Genomic DNA, 17,691 nt, shown 5'->3' with positions numbered 1-17,691 from the left:
TCAGGGCTTGAGTCGTAGTTTTCGCGCTTTCTTGCCACTCTGCAGGTACTGGAGCTCTGTCGCATCTGCGGCACTGCGCTCCTGCGCGTGAAGCACCCCGTAGGTGAACGCCGCGTTCCCGACGTCCGACGCCGAGCCCAGTTTCAGCAGCTCTTCGCGGGCCATGGCACTGTCCTGGTGCTCGCCCAGGATCGATTGCACCTTGTGGGCTGCGTCCTCAATCCTGCCGGCGCGCTTGCCGTGCACGCTTCCTACAGCCGCGGCGGCGAAACGCAGCTTTTTGGCTGCCTTCCGGACCTCATGGAAGGCCTTGTCGCGTTGAGGCCCGACGGCGGCACCCACCGCGGCGTCATGGCGTTTGCCGAGCCGTTGGGCGGCCTTGTTGACGAGCTTGGCGGTCGTTTTGCCGGCCGGACGGCTCCCCTTGAGGATGGTGGGTGGGGCTTGGGTGAACTCCTCGAGCTGTTCCAGCAGCTTGTAGTAACGGGCACTGTCCAATCGCTCCCGGATGGCCGACAACGCCGTGTCCAACCTGACCTGCATGCGCTGGTCGAGTTCGTCATGCAGCGGACCCAGCACCAGCTTCGCCGGCAACTCGTCCAGGGACGCGCGAAGCCGTTCGTGCAGGACCTCCGCATCCCGGTAGCGGCCCAGCGTTTCGGCCAAGGACTTCAGTTCAGATTCAAGCCCTTCCACCGCCGCGGGATCAAAGAGCTTTCGGTAGGTGTGCAGCACCGAACGGATGCGTCGGATCAGGGAGCGCATTTGATGCACGGCGTCGTCCCGGTCCTGCCGGACGTGCGCGTCCTGGAGAAGCAGGTCAGCGATTTGCGACTCCAGGTACTCCAGCACCGGAGTAACGGCCGGGGCCTTGCCACTGGAAGAATGCCCAGCTGCTTTCCGGGGCGGCGGCCATGAATCGCCCAGGGCCGTGGCCAACTTGGAGGCACGCTTGCTGGGCACGGCTCCGGCGTCGGCCAGCTGTCCGGCGAGAGCCTCCAGCAATGCATCGTCTTGCCCGTCCTTCGCCGCCAGTTCGAGCTCCCACTCGCGCCAGCGGGACTCACGCGGCCCATCGATGGTTACGAGGGCACGCACCCGGTCGTCGACGAAGTCGGCAAGGCGTCCGCCGTCGTCTCCGTAGAGGGCGAAGCTGGTGCGTTCGGTATTCAGCGTGGCAACCGGCGCCAGCGGCCGACCACGGGTGTAGGCAAGGACGCGTTCCAGGAGTTCGTCGGGAATGGAATCCACGGAGCCCAGTGGGGCCTGGACTTCCGTCCTGTTGCCCGGGCTATGCGGAAGTTTGAGGTGCCAGCCGGCATCGGTACCACCGGTGCGGCGGCGCAGCGTGATCCCGCGGGCGGCCAGGGCCAGGCGGCTGGTGTCGAAGTAGACGGCCTCCAGGTGATGGACCGCGGGCTCACCGACTCTCCCGACGCCCTCGATGGACTCCAGGTCTGGGAGCGGCGTGGACTCATCGGCGTCGAATTTCCGCTCAGTCTCGATGTTGCTGGCCGTTGCCATGTACTCCGTGCTCCTCTGCCGTGTCAGCTCCCGGATATGCCGCGAGGGCCGGCCCGTATCAGTGGCCGGCCCTCGTTGGAGCTATCTATTTGGTGCTGTTACCAGTGTGAACGAGTCCGCAGCGCCGCGCTAGATGTCTACCGAGCGGGGGCGGGTGGGATCCAGCGTTCCTTCGCCTGTGTCATCCACGTCGCCGCCAGACACCGTCCCACGCCAGGCACCGGTTTCGTGCCCCTGGGCCTCAATGAACTTCTTGAACTTGTCCAGGTCCGCGCCAACACGCAGGCTGTCCACCCCAAGGGCCGAACCAGCCTTTTCAGTGAGGCTTTCCGGCTCCCACACGATCTCGACCGAGACCCGGGTCCTGGCAGGTTCGAGCGACTCGAAGCTCACCGTGCCGCCGTTGCGGGGGCCGTCCACGCTGGCCCAGCTGACCAAGGTGTCCGGGACCTGTTCCACGATCTGCGCGTTGTACTCGCGCTTTACCCCGCCCACGTTGGTTGAGAAGTGGAGGCCCGTTTCGTCGATCTGCTCAACAGCGTCCACCCCGTTCATGAACTCGGGGAACGTCTCGAACTGTGTCCATTGGTTGTAGGCGACGGATACGGGGACGTCTACTTCAATTGACTTGTTTACGGTGGCCATAGGTTTTGCTCCTTCGATCGTGTCTCGGGTGCTTTATTGCGGGTGGTGCCAGTGGCACGCCAGCCGGCTGGCTGCTTAACCGGAGGCGCGCCTGCTTAAGCGCGCCAGCTGGAGTTTTTAGCCGGCGTCGAAATCTTCTTCGTCATCGTCATTCGGAGACTCCTCTTGGGGGAGGTCGTTACCGCTGCCGTCCGGCAGGTCGTCGTCATTGCCGTCGGGCTGCAGGGACTGCTCGGCGTGGGCCTGTTCATCGGTCCCACCGAAGCGCCCGGCGCCCGGCTCCCCTGAGCTGTCCGAGTCTTCGGGGTCCAAGTGGCTGAGGTTCGGCGCACCGGTGGCGAACGTTTCGCCGTCGGGGCTGTCCTGGCTGAGTCCGGCTTCGGAGAGGTCTTCCTCCACCCGGGGCTGCGCTTGGCCGCCGCCGGCTTCCTGCTCCGCGGTGGGAGTGCCGTAGCCGCCCACTTCCTCTTCCGGTGTGGCGTTCTGCTTGTCCATGCGACCTGTCCTTTCCAAAAGCGGTGAACGTGTATATGGAACTCTTCGAACCCCTAAGGGCGTTCTATGGCATGTCCATGCCCTACTACCAAACTAATCAGCAAACTTAGCATTTGCAAACAGCGGCTACCTTGGCAATGTTGATTCGTACGCCGTGAACTCGGAGCGCAGCCTCACGCCGTCGGGACCCATCACCGCGATGTCCTCCCACAACACCAGGAACGATCCCCGATGCCGCCACCTCAGCAGCTGGGCTAGGGGCCAAGGCTGGTTCACGTCCATCCGTTCATACCCAAGGAACGATGTGGCCGTCCTGGGACAGACCACGACGCCCACCATCCGGGCCCGGCTCAGAAGCTGCGCCGGAGCAGCGTCCAGGGCAAACCGGACGTCCGACACCTCACCCAACCGCTGGCCGGTGCTGTCCACGACATCTGTACCCAAAAGGTCATTCAGGATCATGCCGGCCTCCAGGAATTTTGGCGATGATCTGGTCGCGCATCCAGCGCTCAAGCCAGGAAGCATCGAGCGAATTGGCCCGGACACCCAAGGACACTACCGTGTCCACGCCAGCCACCACTTCCCACGGGATCCTGATGAACCTGCTCGACGGCGGCCTGCCGCCAAAGATGCGCGTCCCGAGGACCGCTCCGGTCAGCAAGGCGGTGATGTGGGGCGCCTCGGTTCCTTCGGGGATGGGTTCTCCAGGTGCGGGGCCGCTCAACTCCACGTCGTCAACCGTGGTGACGGGTACGCCGTCGACGTCCAGTATTTGCCGGTCCAGCAAGTGCAGCTGGGCATCCAGGACCAGGCCGGCCGGGCGCGGCGCGGGCCTGATGTCCTGGACCGGGATCGGTTTCGCTTTTCTCATGCCCCTGCTCCCGTCGCAATCATGAGGGGGATGGCCGCCACAGAGGCCACCAGGATGATGACCAAGTAAACGAAGGCCACAATGTTCACAGCCCGGCCGTTGACGTGCTTGCCCATGTACTGGGGATCGTTCGCCACGATCAGGATGGGCAGGTAGGTCAGCGGCAGCGCTATCGCCGAAAACACCACGGAATATTCGGTGACCAGGATAGGGTCCACACCGGTGGCCAGGACAGCGACACCCGCCAGCAGGACCACGATCATGGCCACGTGGAAGCGGGCCGCCTCCGCCGGGCGCCGGAACTTACCCCAGGACCAACCGAAGAACTGGGCCAGCGTGTACCCGCTGGACAGGGTCGTTTCCAACGCAGCACCGAAAGTCGCGGCGACAACGCCGAGGATCAGGACAGCCAACGCCAGTTGCCCGCCCGCCTGGATGACTGGCAGCGCGACCTGCGACAGCGTCGTCACGCTGATGCCGGCCGGCAGGAGGACGACGGCGGCGCACGCCGCGATGGCGAGGGACAGGAAACCTCCCAGCGGGAAGCCCAACAGGACGTTGATCCGTGATTGCACCAAGTCCTTGACCTTCCAGCGTTCCTCCACGGCACCGGAGGAGAAGAAGAACACTTCGTAGGGCGTCATGGCCGCTCCAAACAGGGCGATCGCGTAGTACCAGTACACGCCGGAACCCTCCTCCGAGGGGATTGAGGGGTTCAGCGCCTGGGAGGCGAGCGAACCCCAGTCCGGCTTGAGGAGGAAGAGCGCTACGGCGAAGACCACCAGGGACAGGCCTACAAGCCCTGTCACATTTTCCATGATGCTGAACTTCACCCGCCATATCACCAGCCATACCGCGATCAAGGCGAACGGAACCCACAGCATGTAGGAAACGCCGCTGGCCAGCTGGAGGGCCAGGGCAATTCCGCCGATCTCCGCAGTGACAGTCATGAGGTTGATCAGGAAGGATGCGGTGAGATTGGCAAGGCCCGCCCGCGGTCCCATGCGTTCCCGGATCACTTCAAAGGTGGCCCGCCCAGAGACGGCGGCGACCCGTCCCGACATATTGGCGAAGAGGCAAATGCCCACCACGCCAACCACAACCACCCAAGCCAGCGAGAGTCCAAAGCGGGAGCCAACGACGGCGTTGGTCACAAGATCCCCGATGTCGACAAAGCCCCCGATCGCTGTCAGGATGCCGAGTGCAACACCGAGGAGCCGTTTCACTGGATGCCGGCCTTGGTCATGAGGGCGTCAAGTTGTTCAGTAGCCGTTCGGAGTTCACCCTGGACCGCCGGGAGCTGGACACTTCCTGCGAGGTCCGTTCCGCCGTCAGGTGTTGATGTGGGTGCGGCTAGGGCGTCCCTGGCGTGGAGGAGAGACCGTGAAATGGCGGAGAAGCAGGCCAGCATGCGGTCCCGCAGCGACTGTTCATCCTGCGTTTTCGCGCCGAAATGTTCCAGCTGATCGGTGGCGGATTGCATGCCCTTGAGCATGTCGTCCGCAGTGGTAGTCGCCGCTGCCGCCGTCGCGCGTTCCTGGAGCCTGAGGTCCACCGCCAGGGAAGCGGCGCGAACAGCGGAGGCGGCTTCCTTGGCAGGGCCTTTAAGGGAGCCCGCTGAAGGGCTTTGGGCGCACCCGGAAAGCAGTCCGCCCACGAAGACCAAGGCGGCCAGGGTTGCTGCCAGAAGCTTCCAGCTTCGGGTCATGACGGCTTCGGAATCTCACACCCGCCTTGGGGATTCAGGCCGGTGTAATTCAGTGGACCCGCGACGATGTTGAGCGCAATGGTTGCAAACTGCGAGCATTGCGCGGGCGGGTCGCTGTAGTAACCCCGCTGGCCGGCAGCCACCGCTCCTATAACCAGCCACACCACTACCAGAAGCCCGATGATTGAACCGAACCGCATATCAACCTCAATCGCTGAGTTGGCTGCACCCCGCCGCAGTCACTGATTACGAGTGCGGCCGCAGCCGGAATTTCTTCCGCCCGCGGCCGCAAAAGCCCACTGTCAGTCCGTGGGATTGGTTTCGGTGGTCAAACCGCGATTATCCGCGGTTTTCTCATCCTTTTCCTCTGCCGGTCCCGGCGGATTTGCTGATTCGCTGGGTCCGGCATCAACGGCATCCTCTGGAGCTTCCTCGGGACCGTCGCTGACCGGCACCTGCCCACCGGTTCCGGGCACGTCCGGGTCCCTGGGAAGGGGGCGCCCGGGCGTAGTTGTTCCGTCGCGAACCTGGGCGTAGCCGGCAACTTCGCTTGGATCAGTTGTCATACGCGAGACCGGCCCCGGCCCAGCACCCATCCAATGAGGGCCAGTACCAGCAGGATAATTCCTACCCACAGCAGGAAACTGAGGGCTTGGTTAAATCCACCGACGAGAAGCAAGATGATCGCAATTACGCCAGCGATTATCAGGAGTGTGTTCATTGAGCTACGCATCCCTTCAATAAATGTTTGTCTATTCAGGAAGGCGTCCGCTGGTACCCCCGGAGGAGCGCCACCCATGCCAACGGGCACCGATCGGAGAAATTCATCTCCTTATCGCTTACGTACCCTCCCGGAAAAGAGTTCAAACGAACAATTGCCCGGCAGAAGCACGTTCACAGCATCATGATAGGCGTGCAATGACTTCCAGCGCAGTAGTTGGTCAGGAAACTTAGTAACCTTTTGATGAAGAAGCTCCCAGAGCACGACTGATCTCCCGGGCGGTTCCTGCTGCAGCCTCGCCGTACTCCTGGTACTTGGTGGGAACAATCCTGCTTGAGGGCCCCGAAATGGAGATCGATCCCGCCGCCACGCCGCCGGGCCCCAGAAGCGGAACACCGATCGAGGTGATGCCAGTGCTGAGCCCCTGCTCGTTGATGGAATACCCTCGGGCCCGCGTGTCTCCGATCATCGCCCGCAGCTTGGCCGGGTCCACGACGGTTTGCGGTGTCAGTGCTTCAAGCGGACCGGCCAGGTATTCCTCGACGAAAGCTTCATCGGCGGCTGACAGGTACGCCATGCCGGTCGACGAGGCGTGCATGGGCAGACGCGAGCCCAGCGGCAGGAAAGCCCGGAGGACGTGCGGCGTGTCCAGGCGCTCGATGATGAGCATATAGCGGCGGTCCGGCACCGCCAGGTGGACTGTTTCGGTGGTGTCCAGCTGCAGCGCGTTGAGTGGGCCCATGGCGGCGTCGCGGATAACAGATCCGCTGCTTCCACGGCTGGCAACAGCGAACGCGTGATTGGTCAGGACCCATTTGCCGGCTTGGGCTTCGGACTGCGAGACCCAGCCCAGCTCCCCCAGTGTCCTCAGAACCCGGAGAACCGTGGCCTTGGGAACATCCACTTCCCGGCTGAGTTCGGACAAACCCGCCGGCTGGTTGTCGGAGACCGCTTCAAGCACCCGGATTGCCGTGACCACACTCTGCGTACTCATCCACTCTCCCGCTTGACGGCCTTTTCCCTGTCCTCTACATTACAGGCGACTTCCCAAAATGAACCGTTGGTTCATCCAGTGAACCGAAGAAGTTTGATTGGAGAACGGGCTATGGAATTACAAATCGCGGCTCTCGCCATCTTTGTGGGCGTGTTCGTCCTGGCTACCCTGCGCAAAGTGCACATCGGAGTGCTCATGTTCGCAGCGGCAGCGGGCGTCGGCGTGTGGATGGCGGGGATGACTATCGACAAGGTAGTAGCGGGATTCCCCATCGGGATCCTGGTCCTGCTGGTAGGCGTCACCTATTTCTTCGCGATCGCCCAAGCGAACGGGACCATCGACGTGATCATTGAGCGGGCCATCGCCAAAGTAGGTGACCGGGCCTTCTTCCTGCCCTTGGCCTTCTTCGCGCTGACCATTGGCATCTCGGCCATGGGTTCGCCGCTGGCCGGATTGGTTATGGCGCCCATTGGGATGCCGCTGGCCAAGCGTTACGGCATCGACCGCATGCTGATGGGGATCGCCATCGGCTCAGGCCTCAGCGCTGGAGGATTCGCCCCCACCAGCTTGTTCGGCATCGTCACCTATGGCACGGCGCGGGCAGCGGGGATCGACCTCGATCCGCTGGTTCTCTTCACCGTGGCACTGGGCACCAACCTGGCTCTCGTAGCTGCCGCCTACGTCCTCTTCGGCGGCTTCAAGCTGCTCAACACCCGCACCACGGACGGTTTTGGCACAGCCGTGCCACGCTTCAGCAAAGAACGCCCGACGCCGTCACACCCCTTTGAGCGCGACGGCAACATCGCGCGGGGCAAGCAAGCGGCACAACAAACCATCCAGGTCCTGGACGGCCCACCCGCGGAGGCACCGGCGTCGGGCCCTCAACTCAACCTCAACCAGGTCATCACGGTGCTCTGCATGGCGGGTTTGGTCCTCACCGTCATCCTGATGTCCGTCTTGGGCGCCAGCCCGGACATCGGCGTTCTGTGTTTCGCTTTCGCCTCGGTCCTCACCTTGTGCGATCCGCAGTCCGGCAAGTCGGCCGTGGCCAAGATCGACTGGTCCACGGTCCTGCTGGTGGGCGGGATCATCACGTTCGTCGGAGTGCTTCAGACCATGGGAGCGGTCACCCTGCTCGGCGAAGCAGCCGGCGCCGTCGGAACCCCGCTCCTGGCCGCGCTGTTGATCTGCGCGATCGGCGGCCTCGTGTCCGCGTTCGCTTCCACCACCGGCATGCTCGCGGCCCTTGTGCCGCTTGCCTTGCCACTGGTGGCCTCCGGTGACATCGCCGGGTGGGCGGTCATCGCGGCGCTGGGCGTGTGTTCATCCATCGTGGACGTTTCACCGTTCTCCACTGTCGGCGCCACGTTCGTAGCCACAGTCGACGCCGACGAACGTCCCCGCATCACCACCCTCCTCACCCGGTGGGGCCTGTCCATGGTGGTGGTCGGCCCGCTCCTTCTGGTGGGTGCCCTGGTGTTGCCCTCCAGCCTCTGAATCCGCTCCAACGTTAGGTACACAACCATGCTCAAACCACTCCGCGGGATCACCGTGATCGACCTCAGCCGGGCTCTCGCCGGGCCCTATTGCACGGCACTCCTGGCTGACATGGGCGCCAGGATCATCAAGGTGGAAAGCGTCAACGGCGGTGACACCGCCCGGCAATGGCCGCCATTCCAGGACGGCCACAGCCTGTACTTCGACTCCGTCAACCGCAACAAGGCATCTGTGTGCCTGGACTTCTATTCTGCCGAGGGTCGCGACATCCTCGCCGGCTTGATCGCCGATGCCGATGTCCTGGTGGAGAACTTCAAACCCGGCACCCTGGACAAGATGGGCTTCACCGCAGCGCGACTCGAAGAACTCAACCCGGACCTCGTGCTGGGGTCCGTCAGTGGGTTCGGGAACATCGGGCCCCTCAAGGACGACGCCGGACTGGACCAGGTCATCCAGGGAATGTCGGGGCTGATGTCCGTCACAGGGCCCGGTCCCGGGGAAACATATCGTGTGGGTCTTCCGATCGTGGACATCACTTCCGGGATGGTTTGTGCGTTCGGCATCGTCTCCGCGCTGCTCGGCGCCCGGAACGGCGAACGGCCCGGCCGGGTGTCCACCTCACTGCTGGAAACCGCACTGAACCTGTCCGCGTTCCAAGGACAGAAAGCCCTAAGCCTCGGCGAAGCAGCCACCCCGCAAGGCAACAACCACCCCGTCATCGCGCCCTACGGCACGTTTGCCACCGCCACGGAATCCATCAACATCGCCGTGGGAAGCGACAAGCAATGGCGGGCGTTCTGCACGCTGATCGGCGTTCCCTCCGCGCTGGAGGATCCCCGGTTCGCCACCGGAGCGGATCGTTCGGCCAACCGCGATCAGCTGACAGAACTCATTGAGTCCTCGCTTGCCACCAGGCCCGCTTCCGAGTGGGTTCCGCTGATCAGCCAAGCCGGTATCCCTTGCGGGCCCATCTTCAACTACACGCAGGCGCTGGCTACTGAGCAAGTGGCCGCGTTGAAGCTCGTTCAGCGCCGCCAGCGACGGGACGGTTCCGAACTCCCCCTCCTGCGCGGGCCGCTGAGCCTGGACGGCGAGGCGAGCGAAATCCATACGCCGCCGCCGCTTCTTGGCGAGCACACAGCGGAGGTTCTGTTGGAACGTGGAATGACGCACGACGACGTGTCCCGGCTTGAGCGCGAGGGTCGCGTTGTGTGCGGGCCGGCATTCCGGACTTCCGCGGACGCGGGAGCACGCTCATGAGCATCGCTTCCGAGGTGCGCACCGGCCGCCTTTCCGTTTCAGTTGCCGGCGGTGTGGCGACAGTGGAGATCTCCAACCTTGCCCAGCGCAACGCCGTGACTAAAGCCATGTGCCTGGAGTTCCAGGAAATCATGCCTCGCTTGGACGCCGATCCTGATGTTTCAGTAATCGTGTTGCGCGGCGCCGGGGACACGTTCTGTGCCGGCGCGTCCATCAGCGAACTCTCCTCCGTCCTCACCGACCCCCAACCTGACGGCTCCACGGTGGACCATCTCAGCCTGGCCGATTCCGCCATTGCTTCCGTGGCGAAGCCGACGGTGGCCTTGGTGGACGGCGCGTGCATGGGTGGCGGCTGGCAGATTGCAGCAGCGTGCGACTTCGTCATCGCCAACGAACGCGCCGTCATTGGGCTGACCCCGGCGAAGATCGGCATCATCTATCCCCGTCCCGGCTTGGAACGGTTGGTGCGGCTGGTGGGTCACGCCAACGCAAAGTACATCCTCCTCACCGGACGGACGTTCAGCGCTACTGAAGCCAAGGCGCTTGGCCTGGTGGCCGACGTCGTTCCCTCGGAGTCCTTTGAAGAGAAGTGCGCAGCACTGATCAACACGCTGCGCAGCCGGTCCCGTTTCTCCATGCACGCGATGAAGCGGCTGGTGGATTGTGAGGGGTCAGCGGGTGAACCGGTCGTGGACCAGGAATGGGCCGCGGCCTGGGCTGCGATGCCTGCCAACCCGGACATGGAGATCGGCATCAGCGCTTTTCTGAACCGCAAGCAACCCCGGTTCCAGTGGCGGCCCATGGGGTGATCTGCGCCGCATCGCGGGACAATCCCTCCCCTCGTTTCGTTGGAAAGGAAACGAGGGGAGGCCACATGCTCATTGTTCTGACGGGAATTGACGGTTCAGGAAAGACGACGGCGGCCCGCGCCTTGGTCGATTCGGCCCACGCCGAGGGACGGAACGCCCTGCTGCTCAGCAACCACGCCGGCCGGAGGCACTTGTCGCTTCTTTCCGCGAGATTGAACTGGCATCTGCAGCCTTGGTTTGCCGATTTTGTTGAGACCGGCATTCGAGTTTTCAACGTGCTGGTAAATCACGCCCGCGCCTCGTCTGCCGCTCGCAGGTTCGACGGGCTGGTGGTGATGGACCGCCACCTTCACTGCCAACTCGCGTTGCGCCAGGCCAACGGATTGGGTCGCGGCCGTTTGATTCCGTGGTTGCTGGGGAAGCTTCCAGCTCCGGACCTCATGATCCACTTCGACGTCGATCCGCGGGTTGCCCACGACCGCGTCATGGCTCGCGGCACCGACAAGGAAATCCTCGCAGACCTGGTGGCTTTCCGGGCGGCATACCGATCCCTCCCGGAGTTCGACGACTTCGTAGTGGTGGACGCGAACGGTACGCCCGAGGACGTACTGGCCCATCTCAACCGTGCCATGGCCGCAGTCGAGCCGGCTTGGCTATCATGATTCCCGCGGGCGCATCAGGGGTGGATTGAGAACCGCGCGGGTGGGTTGGCCCGCCGTCGGGCGCGCCGCGGGGGCGAGCCGGAAAAGCGCAGCCGGCCTACCGGCGTCGCCCGCTGTCATTCGACCGGTGTCCTCTAGGAATCCGGGCGTCCCTGTTGCCTTCCGATGGAAATTCCGCGGGTCCAGGCGCGTACCCCAGACCGCCTCATAGACGGCGCGAAGCTGGGCGATGGTGAACTCCTCGCCGCAGAAGGCCGCCCCGAGGGGTGAATACTCCAGCTTGGACTTGGCCCGTTCCAGGGCGTCGTTGAGGATTTGCGCATGGTCGAACGCCAGCTCAAGCGTGCCATCCTGGATCTCCCGAACCGGGTACCAAGCCGCTTTCTCGGCGTCGCTGCCTGCCGCCAATACGGGAAAGTCCGGCGCCAGCAGCAGATGAGCGACCGTCAGGATATCGCCACGCGGATCGCGGCCTTTCGGCCCATAACTCCCCAATTGCTCAAGGTGCCCGGGCAGATGCTCGACGCCGGCCTCCTCCGCGAGCTCCCGGGCCGCCGCTTCCAGCAAGTCCTCCCCCGCCAGAACGAAGCCACCGGGAAGCGCCAGTTTGCCACGAAATGGCTCGATGAGTCGGGTGATCAGCAGGACGTTCAGCTCTCCGTTGCGAACGGTAAGGGCGACGACGTCGACGGTCACCGGGAAGAGCTGGGGCGCCGGGTGGGATTCAGGCATGGATCAATCGTAGGTAATTATCGTCATGTTGACAATAATCCCGCGCCAGCTCTACAGTCGAGTTATCGTCAAGTTGACGAGAAGAAATGAAGGAGAGAACATCATGGCAACCATCAAGCACTACCCCTGGATCAGCCACTTCCTTGGCAGCCCCACCGGCTACGTCGTGCACCTGCAGAAGGGTGCAGTCAAGCACCAGGGCGTGGGCCAGGCGTTCTTCTTCCGCCCCGCCAACTCAGTACTCAGCGAGGTTCCTGTGGACGATCAGGAGCTCCCCACTCTTTTTCACGCCATCACCCGCGACCACCAGGACGTCAGTGTCCAGGCAAACGTGACCTACCGCTTCATCGACCCCGTGGCTGTTTCCACCCGCCTCGACTTCGGGCTGCAGACCGCAGGCAAGGCGCCGGCCACCGGACGCGAGCAAGTTTCGACGATCATCGGCCAGCTCTGCCAGAGCCACGCGATCGACCAGATCGCCACCACTACGCTCGCCGAAGCCCTGGAACGCGGAGTCAGCCAACTCCGCCTGGTGCTCACCGACGCACTGCGGGCCGATGCACGGCTCCAATCCACAGGTATCGAGATCCTCGGCGTCCAGGTCCTCGCGGTTCGCCCCGAATCCGACGTCGAACGCGCCCTGCAGACCCCGGTGCGCGAACAGCTACAGGCCGAAGCGGACCGGGCGGTTTACGAAAGGCGAGCGGTCGCCGTCGAACGTGAACGCACCATTTCCGAGAACGAGATGGCCAGCCAGATCGAACTGGCCGTCCGCCGCGAGAACCTGGTGGCGCAAGAGGGCGCCAACGCCCGCCGCGCCGCCGAAGAAAAGGCCGCAGCCGGGCTCATCGAAGCCCAAGGGTCAGCCGAGCGAAAGGGCATCGGCGCCGCAGCGGAAGCAAACCAGATCCGCCTGGTTGGCGAAGCTGCCGCAGCCCGCGAAGCCGCCACGATGGAGGTGTACCGCGGTATGGAACAGGCCACCCTGCTGGCCCTCGCGCTCAAGGACGCCGCCGGCAGCCTCCCGAACATCGGGAATCTCACCATCACCCCGGACCTGCTCAGCGGAGCACTCGCCGGGCTGTTCAAGGAACCCGCTGCCCCCGCCGAAATCACCAAGTAAGGACCCACCATGGCAACCCCGCGCATCGTCCTCGTCCACCGGCGAACCGAACTGCAGGAACTCCTGGACCGGCACGCCACCCGCGGGCAGGCGGAGTTCTTCCTGAGCACCCGGGGCCGCAGCATCCAGGACGTACAGGACCGGCACGATCGTCTAACCAACGCCCTGGCAACTATCAGGGCTTCCGTACCGTCGGATTGGCGCCAAGCCGAAGTGGAACGCGCCGACCTCAGCCGGTTCCTGCTGACCGCCGAGGACATCATCGCCGTGGTGGGACAGGACGGATTGGTGGCCAACGTGGCCAAGTACCTGAACGGCCAGCCGGTCATCGGCGTCGATCCTGAACCCGGCGCCAACCCCGGCGTCCTGGTCCGCCACACACCGGCCGCCGCCGCCGCGCTGCTGCGCACCGGAGACCCGGGGCGGCTGCGCTGCCAGGACCTCACCACCGTGACAGCAACGCTCGACGACGGTCAGCAGCTTTCGGCGCTCAATGAAGTTTTCGTCGGGCACGCCTCGCATCAGTCAGCGAAGTACTCCCTTTCCGTACCCAGTTTCACCCAAGCAGGAGGACAGACGGAGCGGCAGTCGTCGTCGGGCCTTATTGTCTCCACCGGCACGGGCGCCACGGGCTGGTGCGCATCGATCGCTTTGGAGCGCGGCGGACGTGCCTTGCCGGCGCCCACTGATCCACGGCTTGCCTGGTTCGTGCGGGAAGCGTGGCCGTCCCCGGTTACGGGTGCTTCGCTCACCGAAGGCGTACTGGAAGCCGGCGAGGTCCTCCGGATCACCGTGGCATCCGACCAGTTGGTGGTGTTCGGGGACGGGATGGAAGACGACCGGCTGACGGCGTCATGGGGGCAGGAGATCACGGTCCAGCTGGGACAGCGGCCGCTGCGGCTGGTTGTTTGAGCAGCAGCGTTGTCTCAAAGGTTTGGGGCGACATGCGGCACAGGATCCTGGCAGCACAAGCGGGCGATTTTCCACTGATCGTCGCAACAGGAGTGCTGTGAACTTTCATGGTCCACGGGCCGTGTGAAGGTCCCCCGCTACTTGCAGGGCGGATGTGTAGCGTTTAGGGCGCACCCTCACCGGGCAGTTTTGCGGGCAGGTCTTACGGGAATCGCGAAGCCCCTGAACGGAGGGAGTGCCGACGCGCGCCGAGTGAGCCTGAACGGCGGCCGGTGGAGGACCGGCTAACGGGCGGCAGGGACGTTCGGTCTTCACAGCTTCCCCCTGCGGTCAGAGACAATGTCTCAATGTCGCAAATGCTGAGATGCATCGAGAGATGCCGTGGCCTTTTGTGGCGAAATGACTCAAGATCGAGGAGACTGTATGGGCGAGAACGAGCACATCAGCGTCAAGCTCAGCCGGGACGAAGCTTTAGTGCTCTTCGACTGGCTGGCGCGGTTCAACAAGAGCAACAGCTCTAATCTCACTGACCAAGCCGAGCAACGCGTCCTGTGGGACATCGAAAGCTCTCTGGAATCAGTCTTGGTCCAGGTGTTCTCAGAGGACTACTCCTCCTTACTGGATGAGGCGCGGAGCCGTCTCCAGTACCCCGCCCCCTAAAGTTCGTCTCCAGCGGCCCGGTGCCTGAACGAAGGCGGGACCAGGCAGGTAACCGACGACGCCGATTGAAGGATCTCCGACCGAACGCAAGAAGGCTGCTAAGTACGTAGGAGTGTGTCGTGGACCGCCACGTGCTCGCCGACCCTCACCATCAATTCGCCGGACGTTCCTTCCCAACGGGACCAGACGTGGAACTCAATGACGCCTTGCTCGTCTCGGACACTGATCTTCACCGGGGTCTCTCGTTCAAGAACAAGGAGCTCTTCGTCACCGTTAAGCCAGCGAATGCTCGCTGACGCGGCGATCTCGTCCCAGGTAAGCGTTAAAGTGCTTCCGTCGTTCGCCCACGCGACTAGGGAGACCACCCCAGGCTGATCAGACGGCTCGACCCCAACCCCGACATCATTCAATGATCAAGGCCAGCTGCACGTTGAAGGATCCCCAACCGGGGACTGAATCGTCCGTTAGGCCACCGGCTTACGGGGTACGTCCTAGGGGTCCTACTGCTTGTCCGCTTCCGATTCAGCCTTGGTTTTATCCAAAATCTCGTTGAAGTACTGGCGGTCAAGGTAGTCGGCGCCGGCCAGCCGGATGATGCGACCCATGTACGGATCTCGCTGCATCAACTGCCTGTTGCCAAAGCGGAGGGTTGTGTAGCCAGCCTTTTTCTCAGCATCCTCCCTGAGCCCTGCCCAGTTAATGAAGACGACCAAAATGAGTCCTGAGACGGCCAGTAGTCCTAGCAGCAGATTAGTAAACAAGGACTGAGGGATACCAGCATTGCTTAGATAAGCAATCGACAGACTAACAACCACCAAAACGGCCAATACGCGGTGACGCCACCGTGCAATTTCAAAAGCAGTTTTGCCAGTGATCAATCCGGTACGGGATCCCGTGTTCGCCAAGTCGCAGCTCCTTTTTCGCCCAGACGGTCGCCGGCTCTCATCGTGCCACGCCCGTAGGTGGTCCTGGGCGACGCCCGATGCCCGGTGAGGGATCCTTCTGTGTTCGTCTGGTTACTCTCAGTTGTATGGATGTTCTGTATCAACCGAATGCAACAGGCCTCGGTGCCTTGGACGAACTCGACCACGTCGACTGGAGTCGGTTGCAGCACGCGTACGGAAAAGGCGTCGTTTCACTGGAAGGATCCAACGCGTCACTTAGCATTGCCGGAGACGTGGCGCGATCATTAGCTGCCCTTCGAGACGCCCCTTCCTTCGCCATCGGTGATGGGCTCTACTCCAACGTCTGCCACCAGGGCACGGTCTATGAAGCAACCGCCCATGCAGTTCCCTTTATCGCAGCGGTTGCCGCTGGTGATGTTCCAGACTCGATTCGCGTCCCCTTGCTGGCGCTCTTGGGGGACATCTCTATCGGAGGAAGCTACGAGGCTCCTCACGGGTCTCACTCAGGGGCTTACGGAGATCAGGTAGGCGTCCTCGTCATTGAATCGCTTGCCACTTCGATGAGACGATTCACAATGCTCCGAACGCCGGAGCTCGTGGCGCTGGTCCAAGCGATCCGGTCGCTTCTTGATCACTCAACCGACGCACACCGCGAGGCGGTTGAGTCCGCAATCGACTCTGCTCTCACGTTCGCTCAGCAGTAGAAGCGGCGCCCGTAAGCCGGTGGCCTAACGGACGATTCAGTGCCCGGTTGGGGATCCCCTATCGAACGTGGGTATTGGATGGCGGGCTGTGTAGCTACTTCGTTGGCATCTGGCACTGCTCAGCGCAGCCACCCCCGCATTTCGTTCCCCTCGTCCTGGTCCGGGCGACGCCAGATATGCTCGCCCTTTAGCTGTCGCTCCACGAGACTCTGCCCATTTGGCCCGGGGAGAGGCAGTTGTTATCCATCCAGAAGCATGTGGCCCGGGGTCTTCGGACACGTCTATAACCTTGGTAGGCAGTTGTGCAATACATCCTCGTTCTGCAGTGGCCAGCCGACTCGGAGGCGGATTATGACGCCCTCATCGCCATAGAGGACGCGCTGGAGCGCGCGCTCCCCGCTGCCCACGGCTTCGTGGATGGGCACGACTTCGGCGCAGGCGAGATGAATATCTTTGTCCACACCGACGACCCCCTCGAAGCGTTCGGGGACGCAGTATCGTCCCTCGATGCTCACCCTAGATGGGCCGAGGTACGAGTGGCGTACAGGCCGGCAGAAGGTGACCGCTACATTCTGGTGTGGCCGGAAACGCTTCAGGCCTTCTCGGTGTCGTGATGCACCGCGCCCTGCTCAGTGACTCACGGCACGGCCTCGCGCAATTGGACGACTTAGCCCCGTCCTAAGACGCTGCGGCGTCCGGTAAGGGATGCCTTACCGGACGCCCCGAGGGAGGCCTTCGGTCGGCAAAATAGGGTCCGAAATCGTGTTTCCTGGAGTTTCGCATACCACCGGCCAGCCTAAAGGGATCCTTCGAAGAGGCGAAGAAGCAATTCAGCAAGGCTTTGGATGGTCCCCTCTCCCATTGGGCCTTCGCGGTTGAGGTGTATGGCTTGCAGCCCCGCGTTCCGGGCACCTTCGACATCGACCCGGTAGTTATCTCCGATATAAAGGGTCTCGGCCGGTGACACATTCATGCTTCTGCAGGGCTGTAAGAACGCCTCTTGTGCCGGTTTGGCGTGGTTTGTAAGTTCGGAGCTGAATACCCGGTCTAGGAGGGGCTTGAGCCCTATTCTGTTAACTTTGGACGTTTGCTGGTCGTGGTTCCCGTTGGTGATGACGGCCACCGGCATGCCGATGGCCCGGAGGCTTTTCAATGCCGGCGCCGCGTCTGGAAAGGCCATCCAGGCGTCCTCGTAGTTCTCGAGGTACGTGGTGAACAACTCATCGATTCGGGTGTTATTTTGGGGAACTGAGAGCCCGGCTAAGGGAAGGAACTGTTCCTGGAAATTGAGTTCCTTTGCGAGGAACCGCTGGTAATTGGCTTCCTCGATTTGAAACCAGCAACGTGTCAGTTCGTTGGAACGCTCCGTTCCAAGATGGTGAAGGAGAGCGCCCACGCCCGCACGGGCGGATGACGGATGATCGAACAGAGTGTTGTCCAGATCGAATAGGACGGCTCGAATTTGCACC

The 17,691-nt window shown here is 62.9% G+C and carries 22 protein-coding genes; 10 read left to right on the top strand and 12 right to left on the bottom strand.

Going from position 1 to position 17,691, the window contains the following annotated elements:
• The 9 genes from QRM57_RS18510 to QRM57_RS18470 all read right to left on the bottom strand — a co-directional run bounded on the left by QRM57_RS18510 (window position 1) and on the right by QRM57_RS18470 (window position 6,958).
• Window positions 1–1,524 (bottom strand): CYTH and CHAD domain-containing protein, encoded by a 1,524-nt coding sequence (locus QRM57_RS18510; protein WP_284987685.1) that lies wholly within the window; start codon window positions 1,522–1,524, stop codon window positions 1–3.
• Between the two features lie 129 nt (window positions 1,525–1,653).
• On the bottom strand, window positions 1,654–2,169 hold the full coding sequence (locus tag QRM57_RS18505) for an SRPBCC family protein (RefSeq protein WP_257369631.1): 516 nt from the start codon (window positions 2,167–2,169) through the stop codon (window positions 1,654–1,656).
• A 117-nt stretch (window positions 2,170–2,286) separates the two neighbouring features.
• Window positions 2,287–2,664 (bottom strand): hypothetical protein, encoded by a 378-nt coding sequence (locus QRM57_RS18500; RefSeq protein WP_284987684.1) that lies wholly within the window; start codon window positions 2,662–2,664, stop codon window positions 2,287–2,289.
• Between the two features lie 126 nt (window positions 2,665–2,790).
• Complete coding sequence (locus tag QRM57_RS18495; protein WP_235517593.1) at window positions 2,791–3,126, bottom strand: PRC-barrel domain-containing protein; 336 nt, start codon at window positions 3,124–3,126, stop codon at window positions 2,791–2,793.
• Complete coding sequence (locus tag QRM57_RS18490; RefSeq protein WP_284987683.1) at window positions 3,113–3,535, bottom strand: hypothetical protein; 423 nt, start codon at window positions 3,533–3,535, stop codon at window positions 3,113–3,115. The genes QRM57_RS18495 and QRM57_RS18490 overlap by 14 nt, the downstream gene beginning before the upstream one ends.
• On the bottom strand, window positions 3,532–4,761 hold the full coding sequence (locus QRM57_RS18485) for an Nramp family divalent metal transporter (RefSeq protein WP_284987682.1): 1,230 nt from the start codon (window positions 4,759–4,761) through the stop codon (window positions 3,532–3,534). Before QRM57_RS18485 ends, QRM57_RS18490 begins: the two co-directional genes overlap by 4 nt.
• Window positions 4,758–5,243, bottom strand: coding sequence for a hypothetical protein (locus QRM57_RS18480; RefSeq protein ID WP_284987680.1), 486 nt, complete (start codon window positions 5,241–5,243; stop codon window positions 4,758–4,760). The genes QRM57_RS18485 and QRM57_RS18480 overlap by 4 nt, the downstream gene beginning before the upstream one ends.
• 302 nt (window positions 5,244–5,545) lie before the next feature.
• On the bottom strand, window positions 5,546–5,809 hold the full coding sequence (locus QRM57_RS18475; RefSeq protein WP_235517603.1) for a hypothetical protein: 264 nt from the start codon (window positions 5,807–5,809) through the stop codon (window positions 5,546–5,548).
• 384 nt (window positions 5,810–6,193) lie between these two features.
• Window positions 6,194–6,958 carry an IclR family transcriptional regulator gene (locus tag QRM57_RS18470; RefSeq protein ID WP_257369624.1) on the bottom strand — a complete coding sequence of 255 codons (765 nt, stop codon included), beginning with the start codon at window positions 6,956–6,958 and terminating at the stop codon, window positions 6,194–6,196.
• 111 nt (window positions 6,959–7,069) lie between these two features.
• On the opposite strand from QRM57_RS18470, the gene QRM57_RS18465 reads away from it, so the two are divergent.
• The 4 genes from QRM57_RS18465 to QRM57_RS18450 all read left to right on the top strand — a co-directional run bounded on the left by QRM57_RS18465 (window position 7,070) and on the right by QRM57_RS18450 (window position 11,186).
• A complete protein-coding gene (locus QRM57_RS18465) occupies window positions 7,070–8,455 on the top strand; it encodes an SLC13 family permease (protein ID WP_284987679.1) in 1,386 nt (461 codons plus the stop codon).
• A 27-nt stretch (window positions 8,456–8,482) separates the two neighbouring features.
• Window positions 8,483–9,715 (top strand): CaiB/BaiF CoA transferase family protein, encoded by a 1,233-nt coding sequence (locus QRM57_RS18460; protein ID WP_284987678.1) that lies wholly within the window; start codon window positions 8,483–8,485, stop codon window positions 9,713–9,715.
• The gene (locus QRM57_RS18455) at window positions 9,712–10,524 is read left to right on the top strand and encodes an enoyl-CoA hydratase/isomerase family protein (protein ID WP_284987677.1); all 813 of its coding nucleotides are present in this window, start codon (window positions 9,712–9,714) and stop codon (window positions 10,522–10,524) included. Before QRM57_RS18460 ends, QRM57_RS18455 begins: the two co-directional genes overlap by 4 nt.
• Window positions 10,525–10,589: 65 nt before the next feature.
• Window positions 10,590–11,186, top strand: a complete 597-nt coding sequence (locus QRM57_RS18450) for a dTMP kinase (protein WP_284987676.1) — start codon at window positions 10,590–10,592, stop codon at window positions 11,184–11,186.
• On the opposite strand, the gene QRM57_RS18445 is transcribed toward QRM57_RS18450, so the two are convergent.
• The gene (locus QRM57_RS18445; RefSeq protein ID WP_284987675.1) at window positions 11,181–11,918 is read right to left on the bottom strand and encodes an NUDIX hydrolase; all 738 of its coding nucleotides are present in this window, start codon (window positions 11,916–11,918) and stop codon (window positions 11,181–11,183) included. The genes QRM57_RS18450 and QRM57_RS18445 overlap by 6 nt on opposite strands.
• 103 nt (window positions 11,919–12,021) lie before the next feature.
• Here QRM57_RS18445 and QRM57_RS18440 point away from each other — a divergent pair, with 103 nt between their 5' ends.
• The 4 genes from QRM57_RS18440 (at window position 12,022) to QRM57_RS18425 (ending at window position 14,909) form a co-directional block, all read left to right on the top strand.
• On the top strand, window positions 12,022–13,041 hold the full coding sequence (locus QRM57_RS18440) for an SPFH domain-containing protein (protein ID WP_284987673.1): 1,020 nt from the start codon (window positions 12,022–12,024) through the stop codon (window positions 13,039–13,041).
• A gap of 9 nt (window positions 13,042–13,050) precedes the next feature.
• Entirely contained in the window at window positions 13,051–13,953 is a 903-nt protein-coding gene (locus QRM57_RS18435; RefSeq protein ID WP_284987672.1) for a diacylglycerol kinase catalytic domain-containing protein, read from the top strand.
• A 423-nt stretch (window positions 13,954–14,376) separates the two neighbouring features.
• Window positions 14,377–14,613, top strand: a complete 237-nt coding sequence (locus QRM57_RS18430; RefSeq protein ID WP_284987671.1) for a hypothetical protein — start codon at window positions 14,377–14,379, stop codon at window positions 14,611–14,613.
• 119 nt (window positions 14,614–14,732) lie between these two features.
• Entirely contained in the window at window positions 14,733–14,909 is a 177-nt protein-coding gene (locus QRM57_RS18425; RefSeq protein WP_284987670.1) for a hypothetical protein, read from the top strand.
• Window positions 14,910–15,113: 204 nt separating this feature from the next.
• Here QRM57_RS18425 and QRM57_RS18420 read toward each other — a convergent pair whose 3' ends face one another.
• The gene (locus tag QRM57_RS18420) at window positions 15,114–15,518 is read right to left on the bottom strand and encodes a hypothetical protein (RefSeq protein ID WP_284987669.1); all 405 of its coding nucleotides are present in this window, start codon (window positions 15,516–15,518) and stop codon (window positions 15,114–15,116) included.
• Window positions 15,519–15,643: 125 nt separating this feature from the next.
• Here QRM57_RS18420 and QRM57_RS18415 point away from each other — a divergent pair, with 125 nt between their 5' ends.
• Together QRM57_RS18415 and QRM57_RS18410 are read left to right on the top strand one after the other, a co-directional pair.
• Window positions 15,644–16,222 (top strand): hypothetical protein, encoded by a 579-nt coding sequence (locus QRM57_RS18415; RefSeq protein ID WP_284987668.1) that lies wholly within the window; start codon window positions 15,644–15,646, stop codon window positions 16,220–16,222.
• A 302-nt stretch (window positions 16,223–16,524) separates the two neighbouring features.
• Window positions 16,525–16,836: a hypothetical protein gene (locus QRM57_RS18410; RefSeq protein ID WP_284987667.1), complete on the top strand. Its 312-nt coding sequence runs from the start codon at window positions 16,525–16,527 to the stop codon at window positions 16,834–16,836.
• 182 nt (window positions 16,837–17,018) lie between these two features.
• Here QRM57_RS18410 and QRM57_RS18405 read toward each other — a convergent pair whose 3' ends face one another.
• Window positions 17,019–17,690: an HAD family hydrolase gene (locus QRM57_RS18405; protein ID WP_284987666.1), complete on the bottom strand. Its 672-nt coding sequence runs from the start codon at window positions 17,688–17,690 to the stop codon at window positions 17,019–17,021.
• Window position 17,691 lies beyond the last annotated feature (1 nt).

It is taken from the genome of Arthrobacter sp. fls2-241-R2A-172 (assembly GCF_030208885.1).
Classification (GTDB): domain Bacteria; phylum Actinomycetota; class Actinomycetes; order Actinomycetales; family Micrococcaceae; genus Arthrobacter.
The sequence above is the reverse complement of the archived record's forward strand: the minus strand, read 5'-3'. Positions and strand labels throughout refer to the sequence as shown.